The organism is Streptomyces sp. NPDC054849, from assembly GCF_053610945.1.
The window spans coordinates 36,722-57,087 of sequence record NZ_JBSGZI010000031.1; the positions used below are offsets into that span (position 1 = coordinate 36,722).

The window sequence follows — 20,366 nt, forward strand, 5'->3', positions numbered from 1 at the left end:
GTCCCCTATGAGAACGCACCGGAGGGCGGCGCGGCCACGCCCCCTCCGGACGGCCGTCGCGGGGACCGCTACTCCCAGTCGTCCCAGGGCGGATCCATCTCGTCCAGGTCGTAGGGCGGCTCGTCGGCGTCCGTCGGCGCAGGCCGGGCTGCCGGCACGGGCGGCGCGAGGGTCCGGGCCGGCGGGCCGGACTCGGCCGCGGAGGCGGAAGCGGGCGCAGGTGCGGCTGCGGGGGCTCCGGTGGCGTTGCACTCCGCCAGGGTGTCGAGGACGCCCTGGCCGTACTTGGTGAGCTTGGCCTCGCCCACACCGCCGACCGTGCCCAACTCCTCGACCGTGGCGGGGAGTCGTGTCGCGATCTCCCGCAGCGTCGCGTCGTGGAAGACGACGTACGCCGGTACGCCCTGCTCGCGTGCCGTCGCCGCCCGCCAGGCGCGCAGGGCCAGGAAGACCGGTTCGGCCGCGGCCGGCAGGTCGACCGGAACACGGGCACCCTTGCCGGAGCGGGCCCCGGACTCCTTGCGGGCCAGCGCGGCGGCCGCCTTCTCCTTCCGCAGGGAGACGCTGCGGCGCCCGCCCAGCACCTCGCCGCTGTCCTCGGTCAGTACGAGCGTCCCGTAGTCCCCCTCCACCGCGAGCAGTCGCTGCGCCAGCAGCTGGCGCACGACGCCGCGCCACTCCGCGGTGCTCAGGTCCGACCCGACGCCGAACACCGAGAGCGCGTCGTGGTCGAACTGGATGACCTTGGCCGTCTTCTTGCCTTGAAGGATGTCGATGATCTGGCCGGCGCCGAACTTCTGGCGGCGTTCCTTCGCCAGCCTCCACACCGTGGACAGCAGTTTCTGCGCCGCGACCGTCCCGTCCCAGGACTCGGCCGGCGTCAGACACGTATCGCAGTTGCCGCACGGCCCGCCCGACTGCCCGAAGTACTCCAGGAGCCGCACGCGGCGGCAGTCGACCGTCTCGCACAGCGCGAGCATGGCGTCCAGGTGCATGCCGAGCGAGCGGCGGTGCACCTCGTCGCCCTCGGAGCCGTCGATGAGCTTGCGCTGCTGGACCACGTCCTGCAGGCCGTACGCCAGCCACGCCGTGGCCGGCTCGCCGTCGCGGCCGGCCCGGCCGGTCTCCTGGTAGTAGCCCTCGACCGACTTCGGCAGGTCGAGGTGGGCCACGAAGCGCACGTCCGGCTTGTCGATGCCCATGCCGAAGGCGATCGTGGCCACCACCACGACTCCGTCCTCCCTCAGGAAGCGCGCCTGGTTCGCCGCACGCGCGCGGGAGTCCATGCCGGCGTGATAGGCCACGGCGTCGATGCCGTGCTCCACCAGGAAGGCCGCGGTCTTCTCCACCGAGGCGCGCGAGAGGCAGTAGACGACTCCGGCGTCCCCCTCGTGCTCGGTGCGGATCAGTTCCAGCAGCTGCTTGGTCGGGTTGTTCTTCGCGACGATGCGGTACTGGATGTTCGGCCGGTCGAAGCTGGCGACGAAGTGCCGGGCGTCCTCCAGACCGAGCCGCGTCACGATCTCGGCGTGGGTGGCCTCGGTGGCCGTCGCGGTCAGCGCGATCCGCGGCACCTTCGGCCAGCGCTCGTGCAGCATGGACAGCGCCAGGTAGTCGGGCCGGAAGTCGTGACCCCACTGGGCGACGCAGTGCGCCTCGTCGATCGCGAAGAGCGACACCTTGCCCCGGTCGAGAAGCCGCTGGGTGGACTCGGTGCGCAGCCGCTCGGGGGCCAGGTAGAGGAGGTCCAGCTCGTCGGCGAGGAAGGCCTGCTCGACGGCCTGCCGCTCGTACGGGTCTTGCGTCGAGTTGAGGAATCCGGCCCGTACCCCGAGGGCGGTGAGCGCGTTCACCTGGTCCTGCATCAGCGCGATGAGCGGCGAGATCACGACGCCCGTACCGTCTCTGACGAGCGCCGGGATCTGGTAGCAGAGCGACTTGCCGCCGCCGGTCGGCATCAGCACGAGCGCGTCACCGCCGTCGACGACCTGCTCGATGATCTCCTGCTGCTCGCCGCGGAAGGAGCTGTAACCGAAGACGCGGTGCAGCATCTGCACGGCATCCGAGATCTCGGGGGACGCGTCCGAAAGGGCCATTCACGAAGCGTAACGGCACCCGCCGACACCCCGGCTCGGTCCGCCAGGACCTGTGGACGGCGCCGGACCGGCCCCGGGGCGGCATCGGGGGCCGTCTTCGCCCGGCGGGAGCCGTCTTCGCCCAGCGGGGCCGTCCTCGGCCGGAGGAGGCCGGAGCGCCGCTGTGCCGCCCCGGATCCCGCGCCGCCCGCCCTGTCAAGTGACGAACAACCGGGGCTACGGCCTCCTCCCTCCTCCCGGCACGGTGGAAATCCACCGTCCTGCGCCCCGCAGGACGCATACGCCATCCGGATCGGAGGCAACCGTGTCCCGTCGCGCAGGGGTCTTCGTGACCCGTCGCCCCCGGCTCGTCCTGCTCGGCGCGCTCGTGTTCCTCCTGCTGTCCGTCGTGTTCGGCGCGGAGGCGACGGGCCGGCTGAAGACGCAGGGATACGACGATCCGCGATCCGAGTCCAGCCGGGCCGCCGTCATGGCGGCCGGGGGCCCCGGGGCGTCCCCCAACCTGGTCGTCGTCGCGCAGGCCCGCAGCGGCTCCGTCGACGACCCGGCGGCCCGGAGCGCGGGCGAGGGTCTGACCGGACGGCTCGCCGCGCAGCCGCATGTCAGCGCCGTGACCTCGTACTGGACCGGCGGCGCGGCGGAGCTGCGCAGCCGGGGCGGCCACGCGGCCATGCTCGTCGCGCACGTGGACGGCGAGGGCGAACAGCTCGGGGCTCGCGTCAAGCAGCTGAGCCGGGAGCTGACCGCCCCGACCGGTTCCGAGACCTCGGCACCAGCCGGTTCCGAGACCTCGGCGCCGACGGGTTCCGGCACCTCGCCCCTGACGGTGCACGTGGGAGGGGCGGCGCTCGTCGACGCCGAGCTCCAGGACGTCTCCGAGTCCGACCTGTTGCGGGCCGAGTCCGTCGTCCTGCCGGGCACCCTGATCCTGCTGGTCTTCGTGTTCGGCAGTGTGGTCGCCGCTGCTCTGCCCCTGCTCATCGGAGTGCTGGCCGTCGCGGGGACGATGCTGGTCCTGAGCGCTCTCGGCTCCGTCACCGATGTGTCCGTGTTCGCGTTGAACCTCACCACGGCGCTCGGCCTGGGGCTGGGCATCGACTACGGGCTGCTGATCGTCTCGCGGTTCCGTGAGGAGCTCGCCCTCGGATACAGGCCGCGCAACGCCGCCATCCGGACCGTGCGCACCGCGGGCCACACCATCGTCTTCAGCGCCGCGACGGTCTGCGCCGCGCTCGCGACGCTGCTGGTGTTCCCCCCGTACTTCCTGCGCTCCTTCGCCTACGCGGGCATCGCCGTGGTGGCGATCGCGGCGGTGAGCGCCCTGACCGTGCTGCCGGCCCTGCTCACGCTGCTCGGGAGGCGGGTGAACGCCTGGGCCGTGCCGTGGCGCCGCCGGGTCCACGCCGGCTCCCCGTCCCGCTTCTGGGAGGGGCTGGCGCGAGTCGTCGTACGCCGCCCGCTGCTGGCGGCGCTGCCGGTGATCGGGCTGCTGGTGCTCCTCGCCGCGCCGTTCGCACACGCCGGTTTCGCCACCCCCGACGACCGGGCGCTGCCGGTGAGCGCGTCCAGCCGTCAGACAGGGGACCTGGTGCGCGGTGCGTTCGACATGAAGGGCTCCAGCGCGCTCACGGTCGTCGTCACGGGGTCGGCGCCCCCGTCCGCGCAGCAGGACTACGCCCGCCGGCTGTCCGCGCTCCCGCAGGTGGCCCAGGTCACGGGACCCGTCGGCGACGGCCCGGCCCGGATCTCCGTGGTGCCGCTGGTCGACCCCCAGTCGCAAGCCGCCCAGCAGCTCGTGCACGACATCCGCGCCGTTCCCGCTCCGGAGGGCGCCGAGGCGCTCGTCGGGGGGCCCAGCGCGGTACTGGTCGACGCCAAGGACACGGTGGGAGACCGGATTCCGGCGGCGCTCGCGCTGATCACCCTCACCACGTTCGTACTGCTGCTCGGCTTCACGCGCAGCCTGCTCCTGCCGCTGAAGGCGATCGCCTTGAACGCCCTGAGCCTCGCGGCCGTCCTCGGCGCCATGGTGTGGGTCTTCCAGACGGGTCATCTGCACGAGCTGCTCGACTTCACTCCCGGACCGCTCAGTACGACCATGCCGGTGCTGCTGTTCTGCATCGTCTTCGGGCTCTCGGTGGACTACGAGGTGTTCGTCCTCGCGCGCATCAAGGAGGCCCACGAGGCCGGGCAGGGCAACGCCGACTCGATCGTCTCGGGCATCGCCCGCACGGGTGGCATCGTCACGACCGCCGGGGCCCTGCTCGCGTTCACCCTCCTGAGCTTCGGCACCTCCCAGGTCTCCCTCCTGCAGTTCTTCGGGATCGGCGCGGGCCTCGGCGTCCTCCTCGACGCCACGCTCGTACGGGGCGTCCTCGTACCGGCGCTCATGCGCCTGGCGGGCGGCCTGAACTGGTGGGCCCCGCGGCTGCTCAGGCGCAGGGTGCCGCTCCGGGCGTCCCGTCCGCCCCCGGTCCCGGCCCGGCGGTGCCCGCCGGGCCGGTGCCCCCCGAACCGCACCGTCGTCCGCACGCCCGTCCGCCCCCACGCCCACGCGCGCCGCTGACCACCAGGCCCGCCCCGGCCCCCTCCGCCCACGTCCCGCCGCCCCGGTCGTATCCGCCCGGGGCACTCCGAGAAGGAACAGCTCTCATGACCGACATCGCCATCACCGGACTCGGCTGCCGCTTCCCCGGCGCCCCCGACAGCCGCGCCTACTGGAAGCTCCTGATGAGCGGGGAACGGCAGTTCTCCGCCGTCCCGGCCGAGCGCTGGAACCACGAGCTCTTCCACGATCCCGGCGACCGCTCGGCCGCCAACGCCGCGTACACCGACCAGGTCTCCTTCCTGGACGGGGTGGACCGCTTCGACGCCCTGCACTACGGGGTGCCGCCCGCGCGGGCCCGGTCCATGGACCCGCAGCACCGGCTGATGCTCGACGTCGCCCGCGAGGCCCTCGACGACGCGGGGCTGGGGCGCGGCGACTTCGACCGGGAGAACACCGGGGTCTTCTTCGGAATCTCGGTGTCCGACTACAAGGACCTCATGGCGGCCCCCCTCCGTGCCATCGCCCTGGCGGAGAAGTCACCGGCGGCGGACCTGCCCGGCGGCCTCGACGCCGTCAAGGAGCAGGCGGGGCGACTGGGCACCATCCATTCCTTCACCCTGCCCGGGAGCCTCCTCAACATGGCGTCCGGAACGGTCAGCCGGCAGTTCGGCCTCGGCGGCCCCAGCTTCGCCGTTGACGCCGCCTGCTCCGGCTCCCTGGTCGCCCTCGACCAGGCGATCGCGCATCTGCGCCAGGGGACCTGCCGGCTCGCCGTCGTCGGCGGCGTCTACCTCAACCTGACGCCCGACAGCCTGGTCGGCTTCTCCAGGCTCCGCGCGCTGTCCGCCGGCGGGGTGTGCCGCCCCTTCGACGAGGCGGCCGACGGCTTCGTCCTCGGCGAGGGCGCCGGCGCCGTCGTCGTACGGCCGCTCTCCGACGCCCTGGCCGACGGCGACCGCGTCTACGCAGTGATCAGGGGCATCGGCTCGGCCAACGACGGAGCGTCTCCCGGACCTCTGCTCCCCACCGCCGAGGGCCAGCTGCGCGCCATGCTCCGGGCCTACGACGACGCGGGGGTCGCCCCGTCCTCCGTGGGCTTCCTCGAGGCCCACGGCACCGGCACCGCCGCGGGCGACCGCGCCGAGGTGGAGGCACTGCGCCGACTGCGCACCGAGTACCCCGACGACGACCCCTCTCTGTGCTACCTCGGCTCGGGCAAGGCCCTCATCGGGCACTCCCTGTCCGCGGCGGGCATCGCGGGACTGATCAAGACGGCCCTGGTCGTCCACCACCGCACGATCGTGCCGCAGCCGCGCACCACCCCCCACCCGGACCTGCCCATCTCCGCCGCCGGCCTGCGCTTCGCCGACACGGCGCGGCCCTGGCGGAGCGAGGGCGCCCCGCGGCGGGCCGCGGTCAGCTCGTTCGGGTTCGGCGGCACGAACGTCCATGTGGTGCTGGAGGAGCAGCCCGAGCAGCCCGTACCGGCCCCCGGCCGCATCCCGGCACGCGCCGAAGACACCGAAGGCACCGGATCCGCCGAGCCGCAGCTCGTCCTGCTCTCGGCCGGCAACGCCGAGCTGCTGGACCAGCACATCGAGGACCTCCTGGACACGCTGGACCGCGCCCCGGGCACTCCGATCGCAGCCCTGGCCCACACCCTGGGCGCACGGGAACCGCTGACCACCCGGCTCGCGGTCGTGGCCGCCGACACGGAGGAGTTCACCCAGCGGCTGCGCCACGCCCGTCGGCAGCTCGCCGACGGCGCCCGGGGCGACCTCGGCGACGGTGCCTACGCGGCCGACGCCCCCCTGCGGGAGGCTCAGCGCCGCATCGCCTTCCTCTTCCCCGGTCAGGGCAGTCAGCGACCGGGCATGCTGCATGACCTCTACGAGCGGTTCAGCGGCTTCCGGACGGACGTCGACGCCCTCAGCGCCGTGGCCCGGCGTGACACCGGATTCGACCTCGCAGACCTGTTGTACGGCGAGGCCGCGCACGCCTTGGGCGTCGAGGGGGAGCCCGGTCGCGGCCTCACCCCCACCGAGGTGTGCCAGCCCCTGCTCGGAACCGTCCAGATCGCCGCCACCCGCCTCCTCGACCGCTGCGGCGTCGCCCCCGACCTGGCTCTCGGCCACAGCGTCGGAGAGTTCGCCGCCGCCGCGGCGGCCGGAGCGCTCACCGCCGAGGACACCGTCCGGCTGCTGGTCCACCGGGGCGCGGCCCTCCGTCGGGCCGAGAGCGCCCTCGGGGGCGGGATGCTCGTCGTGCAGACCGACCAGGACACCTGCCGCGGTCTGATCGCCGGCATGGAGGGCGTGTGGCTCGCCTGCTTCAACCAGCCGCGTCAGGTGGTGGTCAGCGGCACGCCGCACGGGCTCGCCGCCGCACGGAAGGCCTGCGCCGAGGCCGGGATCGTCACGGTGGCGCTCGACGTGTCCGGCGCCTTCCACACGCCGCGGCTGGCCTCCACCGTGAAGAGCATGCGCGCGGACCTCGCCGCCCGCCGCATCAGCGCTCCCGGCCTGCCGTTCGTGTCGTCCGTGAACGCGGCCGTCTGCTCCGACCCCGGGATCCTGCGCGAGCTGTGGGCGCGGCACGCGTCGACGCCGGTCCACTTCGACGACGCCGTCCGCACCGCCTACGACCAGGGGGCCCGCGTCTTCCTCCAGGTGACCGGCGGCAGCTCGCTCCTCGCCTCGGTCCGCCGCAACCTCACGGGCCACGGCGACGTCCACGTCGTCCCCGCGGGCGGGGAGGCACCGGACGGCGGACGCGGCTTCGTACGGGCCCTGGCCCGCCTCGCGGTCCTGGGCACCCCGGTCGACCCGCGCGCCCTCGTTCCCCGGGAGGACCGCCGCATGCTGGACCTGCCGGTGGCGAAGCTCGCGACCCAGTCGTACTGGGTACCGAGCGGGCGTTCCCCCGAGAGGGACCGGGCGGCAGCGAGCGAGGAGCCGTCGATGAACGGCCCGGCGGATGCGCCGGCGGATGCCCCGGCGGATGCCCCGGCCAACGACCCGATGGACAGAGTGCTCCAGCTGGTGCGCCTGGTTCAGGAGCAGGTGGCGCTGCTCATCCGCCTCACCGAGGCGCACCCCGCGCACGATCCGGCCGCACAGGACCTTGCGCCGTCGACGGCCGGACCCGCGCCGGAGCCCGCCCCGGCTGCCCCGGCCGCCCCGGCCGCCCCGACGGTCACCGCCGCCACCAGTGCGCCGGCTCCGCCCGCCGCACCCTCCGACGCGCCCGCATCCCGGGTACCGGCCGACGAGGAGTCCTCGCCGGCCGGCGGCACCGACGGGATCGCCGACGCCGTGCTCGCGCATGTGGCCCGGATCAGTGCGTTCCCGGTGAGTCATCTGCGCAGCGACCATCTGCTGATCGACGACCTCGGGTTCGACTCGCTCATGCTGACCGACCTGTTCACAGCCCTCACGCGGCAGTGGCCGCAGTGGACGTTCGACGAGGGCGCCGCCGACCGGCCGACCGTTGGAGGCATCGCCGCGATGATCGCGGGCTGCGCCGCCGACGGCCCCGGGGACGGCACACCGGCGGCCGTCCCCGGACAGCGCGCCGCCCGGGGCGACGCCGCCCCACCGCCGCCGCCCGCCGACCCGCCCACGGTCCCGCCCACGGTCCCCGCTGCCGCCGAGCCGCCCGCGGACCGGTCCCAGCCGGACGCGCCGGACCTGTTGAACCTGTCGGACCTGTCGGATGCCCCGGACGACTCCGCCGCCGCCCCGCTGCCCGAAGAGCACACGCGGATCGAGTGCTTCCCGGAAGTCGCCGCCCACGGCGAGCGCCTCGCCGCGCTCACCGGGACGGGGCTGCCCAATCCGTACTTCCTCGTCCACGAGGGCGGTATGACGGACACCACCGTCGTCGACGGCCGCGAGCTCCTCTCCTTCTCCAGCTACAACTATCTGGGCATGGCGACGCACCCCCGGGTGAACGAGGCGGCCAAGGCGGCCATCGATCGCTGCGGCACCTCGGTGTCCGCCAGCCGGCTGCTGTCCGGCAGCCGACCGCTGCACCTGGACCTGGAGACGGAACTCGCCGACCTGCTCGGCTGCGAGGCCGCGATCACCCTGGCCAACGGGCACGCCACCAACGTCACCGTGATCGGGCACCTCGTAGGACCGGGGGACCTGGTCGTCCACGACTCCCTCGCCCACGACAGCATCCTGCAGGGATGCAAGCTCTCCGGGGCGACCCGGCGGCCGTTCCCGCACAACGACGCAGCCGCCCTCGACGCCGTCCTCGGGCAGGTCCGCCACCAATACCGGCGTGTGCTGGTCGTCATCGAGGGCGTGTACAGCATGGACGGCGACATCGCCGACCTGCCCGCCCTCGTCCAGGTCAAGCGGCGGCACGGTGCGCTGCTGATGATCGACGAGGCGCACAGCATCGGAACGATCGGCGCGACGGGGCGTGGCATCGGCGAGTACCACGGCATCGACCGCGGGGAGGTCGACCTGTGGTCGGGCACGCTGTCCAAGGCGCTGGCGAGCTGCGGCGGCTACGTCGCCGGCGGCCGGGCGGTCGTGGAGTACCTGCGCTACACCGTGCCGGGCTTCGTCTACAGCGCCGGCATGACCCCTGCCGACACCGCCGCGTCCCTGACGGCCCTGCGCCTGCTGCGTGCCGAGCCGGAGCGTGTGGACCTGCTGTCGGAGAACGCCGCACTGTTCGTCCGCCTCGCGCGTGATGCCGGCATCGACATCGGGGAGAGCCACGACACGCCGATCGTCCCGTGCATCGTCGGGGACTCGCTGAAGACCCTGCGGCTCGCGGAGGCCCTGTTCGACGAGGGCATCAGCGTCAATCCCATCCTCTACCCGGCCGTACCCGAGGAGCTGGCGCGGCTGCGCTTCTTCATCACCTGCAGCCACACGCCCGACCAGATCCGTCGCACCGTGATCGCGCTGGAGCATCGGCTGCGGCATCGGGACATGGCGCGCGCCGCCTGAGCCCGCCGCCATGGACACCGTCTTCCGTCCGCTCGCGCCGGGCCCGGTCCACCGATGGGGCGGAGCCGCCCTCATCGTGGCCCGGCGCACCGACCTCCGCCGGGCGCCGTCCCTCTCACCGGCCGAACGGCGGGTGGTCCACGCGCTGCCGGCCTGGCGGCAGGCCGAGTGGGCGGCCGGCCGGCTGCTCGCCAAGCGCCTGGTCTGCGACGCGGTCGCCGCGCCGGCGCACGACGTGGAGATCCTCCCGCGCGACGACGGCAGCCCCTGCGTCGTCGTCGCGGGCAGCCCCAGGCCCGCCGTGCACGTCTCCATCAGCCACACGGCCCACCACATCGCCGCAGCCCTCGCACCGGAACCGGTCGGGGTGGACCTGTGCGAGACCGTCTCGGCCGCCGCGGTACTCCGTGTCGGGGGCCACGCCCTCTCCCCCGAGGAACTCGCCCTCGTCGGCGCGGACCGGCCCGATGCCCTGGTGGGTGCCTGGGCGCTCAAGGAAGCCGCGGTCAAGGCCGACCGGAGCAGCGTCTTCGGGGACGCTCCGCGCCGGATCGCGATCCTGGGCCTGCGGCCGCCCGTACTCGGTGGACGGCGCCGCGCGATGGTGTGGCGGGCGGACGGTGTGGTCCTCGCCCTCGTCCTCGCGCATCCGGCCACGCCGCCGGACGGCCCGGTGGGCCCGGCGGCCCTCTCCCCGGGTCCGGCCGGCTGAGCCCCTGCGGCGGCACTGCGTTGGTGCTCCTTGCCCGGCCGGATCATGCTTGTCAGTGGAGCCCCTGGCCGTGCGGGTTGCCGCGGGATGCGGCAAAGGAACTAGCGAGGGCGAGATGAGCGGCGATGGAGCAACTTCCCACCTCTCCTGGTGAGCGGCCGGAGGAGGAGACGAACGCCTCCCCTGGGCCGGCCTACACGGCCACGGCCACCATCAGCGAGCAGGGCATCGTGACCGAGTGGAGTGAGGAAGCCGGCCGGCTGCTCGGCTACGTGCCCGCCGAGGTCGTGGGGCTGCCCGCCGCCCACCTGCTCGCCGACGGCGCCACCGATGCGGCCCGGCGGATCCCGCCCGGCCAGCACCGGTGGAGCGGCACGGTGGCGCTGCGGCACCGGGACGGGCGGCGGGTGGAGCTGGCCCTGCTCGCGCACCGCTGGACGTCCACCGGCGGGACCGCCAAGTGGTTCGTGGTGTCCGCCGTGGGGGTCGGGCTCCGCTCTCCGTGGGACGAACCCGTGAAGGACTGGGCGTTCACCCAGTCCCCCTGCTCGCTGGCGATCTTCGATGCGGATCTGCGGCTCGTGCGGGCGAATGCGGGCATGGAGGGAACGCTCTCCCTCTCGGAGACCGAGATGCGCGGGCTGCGTCTCACGGAGATCGCGCCGGATCCCGTGAGCGACGAGACCGAGCGGAAGATGCGGCTGGTGCTGGAGACCGGTGAGCCGCAGTCCGTCGATTCCTTCGTCCACCCCCCGGGCGGGGGCACGGAGCACGGCGGGGCGACCTCGCTGGCACCGTTGCGTGATCCGGACGGCCGGGTGCGCGCCGTGTACCTGAGCACGCACGACAGGACCGAGACCGGGACCGGGCCCGGGCCCGAAGAGGGTCTTCAGCGGATGCTCCTGCCGGACGTCACCAACGCCCGCATCGGCACGACTCAGGACAGCACGCTCACCGCGCAGGAGCTTCTCGCCGCAGCCGTCCCCCAGCTCGCCGACTTCGCCGTCGTCGACCTGCTGGAGCCTCCGCCGCGCGCCGACGAGCCGTCCCCCGGCCCGTTGACGGGACCGGTCGCCATGCGCCGTGCCGCCGTGCGCTCGATCCTCGAAGGAAGCCCCGAGTCCCGGGTCGCGGTCGGGCAGACGACGTCCTATCCGCCCGGGTCACCACCCGTCGAGTGTCTGGCCGCGGGCCGGGGCGGCGTGTACGGGACCAACGACCCGGCCCTCGCCCGATGGGTCGGCCAGGATCCCGGGGCCTCCTGGATCAGCGAGTACGGCACTCACTCGATCATGGTGGTGCCGATGCGTGCCGGGAATACCACGCACGGCGTGGTCGTCTTCAGCCGTCACCAGCGCCGGGAGCCCTTCCATCCGGAGGACCTGTGGCTGGCCGAGGAGCTCACGACCAAGGCCGCCGTCAGCATCCACACCGCGCGCCGGTCCAGCCGGGAGCACACCAGCACCATGACGCTGCAGCGCAGCCTGCTCCCGCACACGCTGCCCGTCCAGTCGGCACTCGACATCGCCTCCCGCTACCTGCCCGCCGGTGGTGCGGCCGGCGTGGGCGGCGACTGGTTCGACGTGATCCCGTTGTCCGGCGCACGGGTGGCCCTGGTCGTGGGCGACGTCGTCGGGCACGGCATCCGTGCGACCGCCACCATGGGCCGGCTGCGCACGGCGGTCCGCACCCTGGCCGATGTCGACCTCCCGCCCGACGAGCTGCTCACGCACCTCGACGACCTCATCATCCACCTGTCCGCCGACGAGGCCGATCAGGGAGCCGCCGGGGAAGCCGCGGGCGGCATCGGCACCACGTGCCTGTACGTGGTCTACGACCCGGTCACCCGCTGCTGCACCGTCGCCCGGGCCGGCCACCCGCCGCCCGCCGTCGTCTCCCCGGAAGGCTCGGTGTACCTGCTCGACGTCCCGGCGGGCCCGCCGCTGGGCCTGGGGGGCCTGCCCTTCGAGACCGTCGAGGTCGAGCTTCCCGAGGGCAGCGTCCTCGCCCTGTACACCGATGGCCTGCTCCAGCCACGCGAACACGACATCGACGAGGCCCTGGACAGCATGTTCGCGGCCCTCGTCCGTCCCGCCTCCACCCTGGACACGGTCTGCGACCGGGTGCTCACCGCACTGCTGACCCACCCTCCCGAGGACGACGTCGCCCTGCTCGTCGCCCGGACCCGGGCCCTGCATTCCGACCAGGTCGTCGTCTGGGACTTGAATTCCGACCCCTCCGTCGTGAGCCACGCCCGCCGGTACACCACCGACCAGCTGACGGCCTGGGGACTCGACGAGGCCGCCTTCGTCACCGAGCTCCTGGTCAGCGAACTGGTCACCAATGCCATCCGCTACGGCGAGCCACCCATCCAGCTGCGGCTGATCCACGAGAACAGCACCCTGATCTGCGAAGTCTCCGACGCGAGCAGTACAGCCCCGCACATGCGGCGGGCCCGGACCTTCGACGAGGGAGGGCGCGGCCTGCTGCTGGTGGCCCAGCTCGCCCAGCGCTGGGGCACCCGGCACGCCCCCATCGGCAAGACCATCTGGGCCGAGCAGTCCCTCGTCGGGTTCTGACGACCGTCGGGTTCCGACGACCGTACGGGTGCCGTGTGACACGCCTGTGACAGTCGGGGGACACGGCCATGAAGTGGCGGGAGCACGCTTTTCAGTAGGGACAAACACCGACATTCAGGCAAAAGTCCCCTGCTTCCGAGGGCGTGAGCAGTGATGATCCAGCCGATCCGTCGGAGGAAATCATGAGCCTCGCACTCGCCACGCCGCACGTCGAAGCCCCCGCCCCCACCCTGGCCCCGCGCGAGCGGGAGGCACTGCGGCACATCGCCGCAGGCTGCACCTACCTGCAGACGGCCCGCCAGATGGGGCTCTCCAAGCACACGGTCGACGCCTATCTCCGCCGTATCCGGGCCAAGCTGGGCATCAACACCACGGCGGAACTGACCCGGCTGGCCGTCACCCTGGGACTGTGAGCCGCAACGGGTTGCTCTACGGGGCCCCGGGCAGGCCGCGGAAGACCGCCTGGGCCCAGGCCGGAGGCTCCGGCGGCGGAGCCATGCGCTTGCCGCCGCCGCTGCCCGTGGCGGCGCGCAGGGCCGCCACGAACTGCAGGCAGGAGTCGTAACGGTCCTCGGGCACCTTCGCCAGAGCCTTCCCCAGAACGTCGTCGACGGCGGGAACGATCCCCGGCCGCCTCTCGCTCAGGGGAGGCGGCTGGTCGTATTGGTGCGCCCACAAGAGCGCCGCGTCCTCTTCACGCACGAAGGGCGGACCGCCGGCCAGGGTTTCGTACACGACGCACGCGAGGCTGTAGAGATCACACCTGCCGTCGACCGGCCGGCCGGAGATCTGTTCCGGCGCCATGTAGTCCAGCGTGCCGACGAACTCGCCGTCCGTGGTGAACCCGGTGAGCGCCAGGGCCTTCTTCGTCAGTCCGAAGTCCGTGAGGTAGATGTGCTCGGGGTGGTCGCTGTCGGTGCCGGCGGCGACGAGGATGTTGCCGGGTTTGACGTCGCGGTGCACCAAGTCGTGCGCATGGGCCGCGTCGAGTGCGGACGCCACCTGGGCGGCGATGCGCAGGGCGGTCGCGACGGGGAGCTGGCCCTCCCGGTCCAGCAGGGCCCGCAGGTCCAGACCGGAGACGTAGCGCATGGCGATGTAGAGGACCCCGTCCGTCTCGCCTGCTTCGAAGATCGGCACGATGTGCGGGTGGTCGATCGAGGCGGCCACTCGCGATTCGTGCGTGAAGCGGCGCCGGAAGGTGTCGTCGCGGGCGCGTTCCGGGGCGATCAGCTTCAGTGCGACCGTACGGTCCAGGCGCAGGTCCTTCGCGCAGTAGACGACTGCCATGCCACCGCGTCCGATCATGCGCTCGACCCGGTAGCCCGCGATCTGCTTCCCGATCAGGCCCGAGGGCCGGCCCGCGTACACGCTCAGGTTCGATGCCGAGCCCATGAGGCGCCCCTCGGACGACAATGCTCAACGGTCGCGCCACTCGACGCGGCGGTGTCGGCCCGGACGCGAAGTCTCACGCGACCGGCCGCTCTGTCCCTACCTGGAAGTCTATCCAGTGATCCACACGCGTGCCCGTTCAAGGGGGCACGGACTCGAGCGGCACGGCGAGGCCCGCACCAGGCCGGGCCGGACGACGTCCTGTTCCCGCCGGGACACCTCTAAAGCGCCTTCGGGCGTCCGTCGCCGGGGGCCGACCGGTGCGCGGAGCGGTAGCGGGCGGGCGGGATCCCGTACCGGGCGGTGAAGACCTGCCGGAGCGTCTCGGCCGAACCGAAGCCGCAGCGGGCGGCCACGCCGGGCAGGGGGAGCGTCGTCGAGGCCAGCAGGTGGGCGGCGGCCTCGGTCCGGGCCCGCCGGACGTACCGCCCGGGAGGCAGCCCCAGGTGCTCCAGGAACAGGCGGTTCAGATGGCGTGGGGTGACCCCCGCGCGGGCCGCCAGCGCCCCTGCCGACAGGTCGTGGTCCGGGTGCTCGGCGATGTACTCCACCAGCCGGCGGACCACGTCGTCGCGAGGCGGCGGCGCGGCGGTGAACAGGCTCATCTGTGCCTGATTTCCCGGCCTTTGGACATAGACGACCAAGTCGCGGGCGACCTGGCGGGCCAGCTCCGGGCCGTGGTCCTCCTCGATGAGGGCGAGCGTCAGGTCGATCGCGCTGGTGATGCCCGCCGCCGTGTAGACGTTCCCGTCCCGGATGTAGAGGGGGTCCGGATCCACGGTGACGGCGGGATGGCGGGCCGCGATCCGGGACGCGAACCGCCAGTGCGTGGTGGCGCGGCGGCCGTCGAGGAGGCCCGCCGCGGCGAGGACGGCGGCCCCGGTGCACAGGGAGGTCACCCTCCGGCTCTCCCGTGCGAGCCGCCGCACGTGTCCCACCAGCCGCGCGTCCTGCGCGGCGCGCTCGAAGCCGACGCCACCGGAGACCACGAGCGTGTCCAGGGGACCCTTCACCCGTTCCAGGGGTTCCTGGCTGACCAGGAGGATCCCCCCGCCGCAGTCGATCGGTGCGCCGCCCGGTCCGGCCAGCCGGATGCGGTAGGGCCGGGCGAGGTCCCCGATCCGGTTCGCCATCTGCAGGGCCGTCGTCACACACGCGATGTCCAGCAGCTCGGCCGACGCGTACCCCACCACGAGCATGAGCCGTTCCCCCATGGGGCGACCCTATGCCGGACGGACGTGTACCCCAAGGTTCGTGACAGGAAGCGGGCCCGGGGCTCCCCGGAGGGCCGGCCGGCCACGACCGTGGCGGCATGACCCTTCCCGACGGACCCCGCGGCCCCCGTGCCGACACCGCGACCGCGGCCATGACCACGCCCCCGCCTGCGCCCGCGCCCGCGCCTGCGCCTGCGCCTGCGCCTGCGCCTGCGCCTGCGCCTGCGCACACGACCACGACCACGACCGCGACCGCGACCGCGACCGACGTCCTCCACGACGGCAAGGGCACGACGGCCCGCGTCCTCCTGACCGCATGTGCCCGGCGCCGGCCCACCTGGCTCGCCGTGGCCCTCGTCGTCGTCACCTTCGCCGACGGTGCCGCGCCGCTCGGCCTGCTCGCGGCCCTCCTCGGCGTCATGCCCCTGTGCTACCTGGCCTTGGGGGCTGCGCGCCGAGAGCTCGGCACGGCGCGCGCCCTGGCGGTGCAGGTGGCCGGCCTCCTTGGTTTCACCGCCCTGGCGTTGTCGGCACTCATGGTGGATCCGCCGGGGGCCCGCTACCTCGTGGCGGCCGGCTGGTTCGCCCACGGCGTCTGGGACTTCGTCCACCACCGCACCGGCAGGGTCGTACCCCGGGCCTGGTCGGAGTGGTGCGGCATCGTGGACGTCCTCGGGGCGGCGGCCATCCTTCTGCTGATCTGAGGCGTGCGCTGCGGATCCCGACGGGCCCGCGGGCCGTCCGGCCGGTGGAAGCCGGCGTGCCCGGCCGCGGCGATCGCCGTAGCGTGAGTCCCGTGCGCCACACCACCGCGGCCGCGGCCGTGACGGCGGCCTTGTGCGCGGCCGCACTGGCCTGCTCCACCCAGGCGGGCCCGCCGCGCTACCAGGCCGCGCGGCCCGACCCGCCGCCCCGCCTGTCCGCGCGGGTCACGCCCGTGCCGCCGGAGAAGCTGGGCCCCTCCTACCGGCCGGGCTGCCCGGTCCCGCCCGAGCGGCTCAGACTGATCCGGATGAACCACTGGGGGTTCGACGCCCGGCTCCACAGGGGCGAGCTGGTCGTCCACGAGAACGCGGTCCGTCCTCTCCTGCACGTCTTCGGGCGGGCGTTCGAGGCGCGCTTCCCGATCCGCCGGATGCGGGTGATGGCCGAGTACCGGGACGATGCCGACGCCATGGCCGACGACAACACCTCCGCCTTCAACTGCCGACCGGTCACCGGTGATCCCCGGCGCGTGTCGCAGCACGCCTGGGGGGACGCGGTGGACGTCAACCCCGTCGAGAACCCCTACGTCGACGTCCACGGCGTCGTCCACCCGCCGAACGGGCGCCCCCACCTCGTACGGTCCCTCGCGCGCCGGGGCCAGATCCACGCCGGCGACGCCCTCACCGCGGCCTTCCGTGAAGTGGGCTGGTACTGGGGCGGCCGCTGGGCCAACCGGGACTACCAGCACTTCTCCGCCAACGGCGAGTGAGTCCCGGCGCCCACGCCGCGTGGCCCCGCCGGCAGCAGGACCGGCCGGCAGCGGGACGTCAGTCCGTGCCGAACCAGGCGTCGGCGAGGGAGCCGAGTGTCGCCTCCGACGGCACGCCCAGTTCCCGCATGTACCAGGGCAGGTTGCTGTACACGTGCAGCAGTGCGTAGGCGAGCAGTTCGGCCGGCTGGAAGCCGCGGCCGTACGACGTGAGGAGCCGGCGCAGCAGCCGGGGGTCGGCGCGGGTGACGAACAGTCCGGCACCGACGAAGTCGTAGGCCCGGTGGCCGATCATGGCCGGCTCGAAGTCGAAGAATCCGGTCAGGCGCCGGCTGTCGGGATCCACCAGGAGGTGCTGGTGCATCACCTCGGTGTGCAGCAGGACACGCTGGGGCTCGCGCGGAAGCGGGACGGAGGCGAGGAAGTCGGGAATCTGCTCCAGCCATGGTCCGGGCAGTCCGTGCCCCCGCTGCCGTTCCACCGCCCCCGCCCGCTGACGGTCGACGAAGCCACCCCAGTCTCCGGGGCCGAGGACGTCGGTGAGGGGTTCGGGGTCGAGTGAGTGCAGCACCGCCAGCGTGTCGCCGACCTCGGCGGCGAGCCGTTCCCGGCCGGCCTGCGGTATCCGCGGCCAGGCGTGCGCCAGACTCTCGCCGCGGAGCCGGGACATCAGGACGTAGCGCCAGCCGTTCTCGTACGCCCCGGACTCCCGGACCTGCGGTGTCGCCACCGGCAGCCGTCCCTGCACATGGGCGAGGACCCGTCCCTCGGCGACGCCGTCCCGGGCGGCGGCGGCCGGGAACAGCTTCAGGACGTGGTCGTCACCGACCGCGTAGACCGGTTGGGATCCCTCCTGGAACCGGACGAGGGGCGCTTCACCCAGACCAAGACGGCCGCACAGGTCCTCCGCACCCGGCCGCATGATCGTTTCGTCGGGGACGACCGCGTCCCATTCCTCATCCGTCTCCACCCAAGGCAACATGATCCGGACCGTAGGGGGCGCGGCCTCGCCTCACAACGGATTTCCTCACCGCCGGACACCGGTCCGGGCGGGCGCGCGACCGGTCGGTACCGGTGAGGGGGGCGGGTGTGCCGTCGGCAGGTTTGCGCCTGCGGAAAGCGGTGAGACTCCCTGTGCGCCGCGCGCCGGTACGACCGCCGCGGCGCACCAACGGCCACAGCCCCGCGAGGTCCCATCGCGGCCAGGCCCCACAGCCCTCGTGCCCTCGCACGACCGCCACCGGGCCGAAGCGACTGTGGAGATGGGAGACCCTCATGATCATTCTCGGAATCATCCTGCTGCTCCTCGGCTGGCTGCTCGGCATCTCGATCCTGTGGACGATAGGCATCGTCCTGGTCGTCATCGGCGTCGTGCTGTGGATCCTCGGTGCCGTCGGACACGCGGTCGGTGGACGACGCCACTATTACTAGCGCCACCGCCCGCCCATTCACCTCGCGCCGGTCTCTCCGCCGCGGGACGACGGAGTCCTGTGCCTGCGGATGTGCACATCCACCTGCGTCCACCTGCCGCAGGCACGGGTGGTGGCCCGGTCCGCTCACCCATGGAGCAGCCTGCTCCCGGTCTCCATCCGGACGGGTTCTCCGGGAGCGTGCCGGGCCCTGGTCGACTTGCGGCAACCGGTGTTGAGACACTTGTCCGGCTCTCACGGTCCACCACTCCCCGTGGCTGACGACCTCCCCGACACGACCCGCCCGGAGGCCACGGCGTGACGACCGCGCTCACCCGGCCCCACGCGTCCCGGTCCCGGGCCGCCCGCCTGATCACCGACGGGCTCGATCCCAAAACCTGGATCGTCGCCGACACCATCCTCATCGGGTGGCACACCAGCCGCCTGGCCGGGATCGGGTGGGGGCTTCTCGGCTGCCTGTTCGCCGCGGTCATTCCGCTGGCCTTCATCACGTACGGCGTCCGCCGGGGCCGCTGGGCCGACCGGCACGTCGGCCAGAGGCAGCAGCGCATCATCGTGATGACCTTCATCATCGCCTCGGTCGCCACCGGCATTGTGTCGCTGCGGGTCTTCAGCGCTCCCCAGACGATGATCGCGCTGATCGCGGCCATGCTGGTCACCCTCGCCGCCCTGCTCGCCGTGACCCCCGTCTGGAAGATCAGCGTGCACGCGGCCGTGTCCTCCGGCAGCGTCGCCATGCTCGCCATGACCTACGGGCCCTGGGTACTCCTCGCCTGCCCCCTGGTCGCCGCCGTCGGCTGGTCCCGCGTAGCGCTGGAGGACCACACTCTCGCCCAAGTCCTGGCAGGGACCGCTGTGGGCGGGGTGGTGGCCGCCGTTACCTTCGCACTGGCCCGATAGACGACGGCGACGGAAGCATCGGATGCTGACCGCAGGTGACCCGTGAGGAGGTGAAGGACGAGCCTCCTGAAGCTGCACTACATGGAGGCCCCCACCCCGCAGACTGCCGCCGCCGCTGTCAGCCCGACCAGCGGCAACCGCAGCTGCCGCACGTCTCGTACCGATCCGGGCACAGCGGGACGGACGGCGCCCGGGTGTCGTGGGGGGCGGTGCGGCCGGTTGTGTGGTCGTGGACGTGCTCCCCGACGACGAACGGGCTTCCGTAGCTGGCGTCCACAGCGCGGGGGACGAGCTCCGGGCAGACCTCTGCGGGTGCGATGCCCGGTTCGGCCGCGACGAGGAGGTGCACGTCGGGGCGGCTGAGGGGACGCAGGTCGACCACGGTCGCGGCCCCGCGCCGGCGCCCACGCGCGGCGAGTTCCGTCGCCTCGCAGGGGGCGCGTCGCGCGATGAGCAGGAGGACGACCGGCTGGTGCCCGATGCCGTCCAGGAGGTATTCGACGACCGCCAGCGTCCCGGCGTCGGCGTCGTGCAGATCGTCGAGGACGAGCAGGCAGCCGTGCTCCCCCGCGACGGCGGTGAGCAGGCGCAGCACCGTCTCGGCGACCATGAGGTGCGACGCGGCGCGGGCGCCCGGATCCGAGGTGTCGCTGAGCAGCTGGGTCAGGACCGGCCCGCAGCGGCCCAGGCGGTCGGGGTCCGGCAGCAGGTCGGCGCGGGCCGGCAGGAGCAGTGCTTCGACCAGGGGCCGGTAGGGGCCGGGGGGTCCCACCGCGCCGGCGCGCCCCCGGACGGTGACCATGTCCGCGGCGGCGGCCGTGGCGAGGGCCTCGTCGGCGAGCCGGGTCTTGCCGACGCCGGGCTCGCCGGTGAGGAAGAGCGCTCCGCCCCGCCCGGACCGGGCTGCGGTCAGGGCGGTGGCGATCTGCTCCATCTCGGCTCCGTGGCCGATGAGTTCCCCTCGCCTGAGGTGAGGGCCGCTGTGCGGGCCCGTGGCGCTGCAGTCGTCGTCCGGTAACTCCGGCCAGAATACGGACACCGGCTCGTCCCC

The 20,366-nt window shown here is 73.2% G+C and carries 14 protein-coding genes; 9 read left to right on the forward strand and 5 right to left on the reverse strand.

All coding sequences use genetic code 11. From position 1 onward, the window contains the following. Positions 1 to 68 precede the first annotated feature (68 nt). Positions 69 to 2,096: a DNA helicase RecQ gene (gene recQ / locus ACWGIF_RS16395; protein ID WP_453497240.1), complete on the reverse strand. Its 2,028-nt coding sequence runs from the start codon at positions 2,094 to 2,096 to the stop codon at positions 69 to 71. A gap of 304 nt (positions 2,097 to 2,400) precedes the next feature. Here recQ and ACWGIF_RS16400 point away from each other — a divergent pair, with 304 nt between their 5' ends. The 5 genes from ACWGIF_RS16400 to ACWGIF_RS16420 all read left to right on the forward strand — a co-directional run bounded on the left by ACWGIF_RS16400 (position 2,401) and on the right by ACWGIF_RS16420 (position 13,318). Beyond that, positions 2,401 to 4,662 (forward strand): MMPL family transporter, encoded by a 2,262-nt coding sequence (locus ACWGIF_RS16400; RefSeq protein ID WP_453497243.1) that lies wholly within the window; start codon positions 2,401 to 2,403, stop codon positions 4,660 to 4,662. Between the two features lie 86 nt (positions 4,663 to 4,748). Further along, on the forward strand, positions 4,749 to 9,614 hold the full coding sequence (locus tag ACWGIF_RS16405) for an aminotransferase class I/II-fold pyridoxal phosphate-dependent enzyme (RefSeq protein ID WP_453497246.1): 4,866 nt from the start codon (positions 4,749 to 4,751) through the stop codon (positions 9,612 to 9,614). A 10-nt stretch (positions 9,615 to 9,624) separates the two neighbouring features. Continuing rightward, positions 9,625 to 10,326 carry a 4'-phosphopantetheinyl transferase family protein gene (locus ACWGIF_RS16410; protein WP_453497249.1) on the forward strand — a complete coding sequence of 234 codons (702 nt, stop codon included), beginning with the start codon at positions 9,625 to 9,627 and terminating at the stop codon, positions 10,324 to 10,326. A 125-nt stretch (positions 10,327 to 10,451) separates the two neighbouring features. Continuing rightward, positions 10,452 to 12,905 carry a SpoIIE family protein phosphatase gene (locus tag ACWGIF_RS16415; RefSeq protein ID WP_453497252.1) on the forward strand — a complete coding sequence of 818 codons (2,454 nt, stop codon included), beginning with the start codon at positions 10,452 to 10,454 and terminating at the stop codon, positions 12,903 to 12,905. Between the two features lie 182 nt (positions 12,906 to 13,087). Continuing rightward, on the forward strand, positions 13,088 to 13,318 hold the full coding sequence (locus tag ACWGIF_RS16420; protein ID WP_453497254.1) for a response regulator transcription factor: 231 nt from the start codon (positions 13,088 to 13,090) through the stop codon (positions 13,316 to 13,318). A 16-nt stretch (positions 13,319 to 13,334) separates the two neighbouring features. Here ACWGIF_RS16420 and ACWGIF_RS16425 read toward each other — a convergent pair whose 3' ends face one another. Both ACWGIF_RS16425 and ACWGIF_RS16430 read right to left on the reverse strand, forming a co-directional pair. Further along, positions 13,335 to 14,300 carry a serine/threonine-protein kinase gene (locus tag ACWGIF_RS16425; RefSeq protein WP_453497257.1) on the reverse strand — a complete coding sequence of 322 codons (966 nt, stop codon included), beginning with the start codon at positions 14,298 to 14,300 and terminating at the stop codon, positions 13,335 to 13,337. A 218-nt stretch (positions 14,301 to 14,518) separates the two neighbouring features. Beyond that, a complete protein-coding gene (locus ACWGIF_RS16430; RefSeq protein ID WP_453497260.1) occupies positions 14,519 to 15,511 on the reverse strand; it encodes a GlxA family transcriptional regulator in 993 nt (330 codons plus the stop codon). Between the two features lie 98 nt (positions 15,512 to 15,609). On the opposite strand from ACWGIF_RS16430, the gene ACWGIF_RS16435 reads away from it, so the two are divergent. Beyond that, entirely contained in the window at positions 15,610 to 16,215 is a 606-nt protein-coding gene (locus tag ACWGIF_RS16435; RefSeq protein ID WP_453497263.1) for a hypothetical protein, read from the forward strand. A 92-nt stretch (positions 16,216 to 16,307) separates the two neighbouring features. Then, positions 16,308 to 16,985 carry a M15 family metallopeptidase gene (locus ACWGIF_RS16440; RefSeq protein ID WP_453497265.1) on the forward strand — a complete coding sequence of 226 codons (678 nt, stop codon included), beginning with the start codon at positions 16,308 to 16,310 and terminating at the stop codon, positions 16,983 to 16,985. A gap of 58 nt (positions 16,986 to 17,043) precedes the next feature. Here the strand turns inward: ACWGIF_RS16440 and ACWGIF_RS16445 are convergent, their stop codons facing one another. After that, on the reverse strand, positions 17,044 to 17,967 hold the full coding sequence (locus ACWGIF_RS16445) for a phosphotransferase family protein (RefSeq protein WP_453497268.1): 924 nt from the start codon (positions 17,965 to 17,967) through the stop codon (positions 17,044 to 17,046). 293 nt (positions 17,968 to 18,260) lie between these two features. Here ACWGIF_RS16445 and ACWGIF_RS16450 point away from each other — a divergent pair, with 293 nt between their 5' ends. Beyond that, a complete protein-coding gene (locus tag ACWGIF_RS16450; protein ID WP_453497271.1) occupies positions 18,261 to 18,416 on the forward strand; it encodes a DUF6131 family protein in 156 nt (51 codons plus the stop codon). Positions 18,417 to 18,712: 296 nt separating this feature from the next. Further along, the gene (locus tag ACWGIF_RS16455; protein ID WP_453497274.1) at positions 18,713 to 19,315 is read left to right on the forward strand and encodes a hypothetical protein; all 603 of its coding nucleotides are present in this window, start codon (positions 18,713 to 18,715) and stop codon (positions 19,313 to 19,315) included. A gap of 118 nt (positions 19,316 to 19,433) precedes the next feature. Here ACWGIF_RS16455 and ACWGIF_RS16460 read toward each other — a convergent pair whose 3' ends face one another. Then, a complete protein-coding gene (locus tag ACWGIF_RS16460; RefSeq protein WP_453497277.1) occupies positions 19,434 to 20,354 on the reverse strand; it encodes an AAA family ATPase in 921 nt (306 codons plus the stop codon). Between the last annotated feature and the right edge of the window lie 12 nt (positions 20,355 to 20,366).

Coding starts and splice junctions, on each gene's coding strand:
- recQ (WP_453497240.1), bottom strand. CDS start 2,096: ATGGCCCTTTCGGACGCGTCCCCCGAGATCTCGGATGCCGTGCAGATG.
- ACWGIF_RS16405 (WP_453497246.1), top strand. CDS start 4,749: ATGACCGACATCGCCATCACCGGACTCGGCTGCCGCTTCCCCGGCGCC.
- ACWGIF_RS16410 (WP_453497249.1), top strand. CDS start 9,625: ATGGACACCGTCTTCCGTCCGCTCGCGCCGGGCCCGGTCCACCGATGG.
- ACWGIF_RS16415 (WP_453497252.1), top strand. CDS start 10,452: ATGGAGCAACTTCCCACCTCTCCTGGTGAGCGGCCGGAGGAGGAGACG.
- ACWGIF_RS16420 (WP_453497254.1), top strand. CDS start 13,088: ATGAGCCTCGCACTCGCCACGCCGCACGTCGAAGCCCCCGCCCCCACC.
- ACWGIF_RS16425 (WP_453497257.1), bottom strand. CDS start 14,300: ATGGGCTCGGCATCGAACCTGAGCGTGTACGCGGGCCGGCCCTCGGGC.
- ACWGIF_RS16430 (WP_453497260.1), bottom strand. CDS start 15,511: ATGGGGGAACGGCTCATGCTCGTGGTGGGGTACGCGTCGGCCGAGCTG.
- ACWGIF_RS16435 (WP_453497263.1), top strand. CDS start 15,610: ATGACCCTTCCCGACGGACCCCGCGGCCCCCGTGCCGACACCGCGACC.
- ACWGIF_RS16445 (WP_453497268.1), bottom strand. CDS start 17,967: ATGTTGCCTTGGGTGGAGACGGATGAGGAATGGGACGCGGTCGTCCCC.
- ACWGIF_RS16450 (WP_453497271.1), top strand. CDS start 18,261: ATGATCATTCTCGGAATCATCCTGCTGCTCCTCGGCTGGCTGCTCGGC.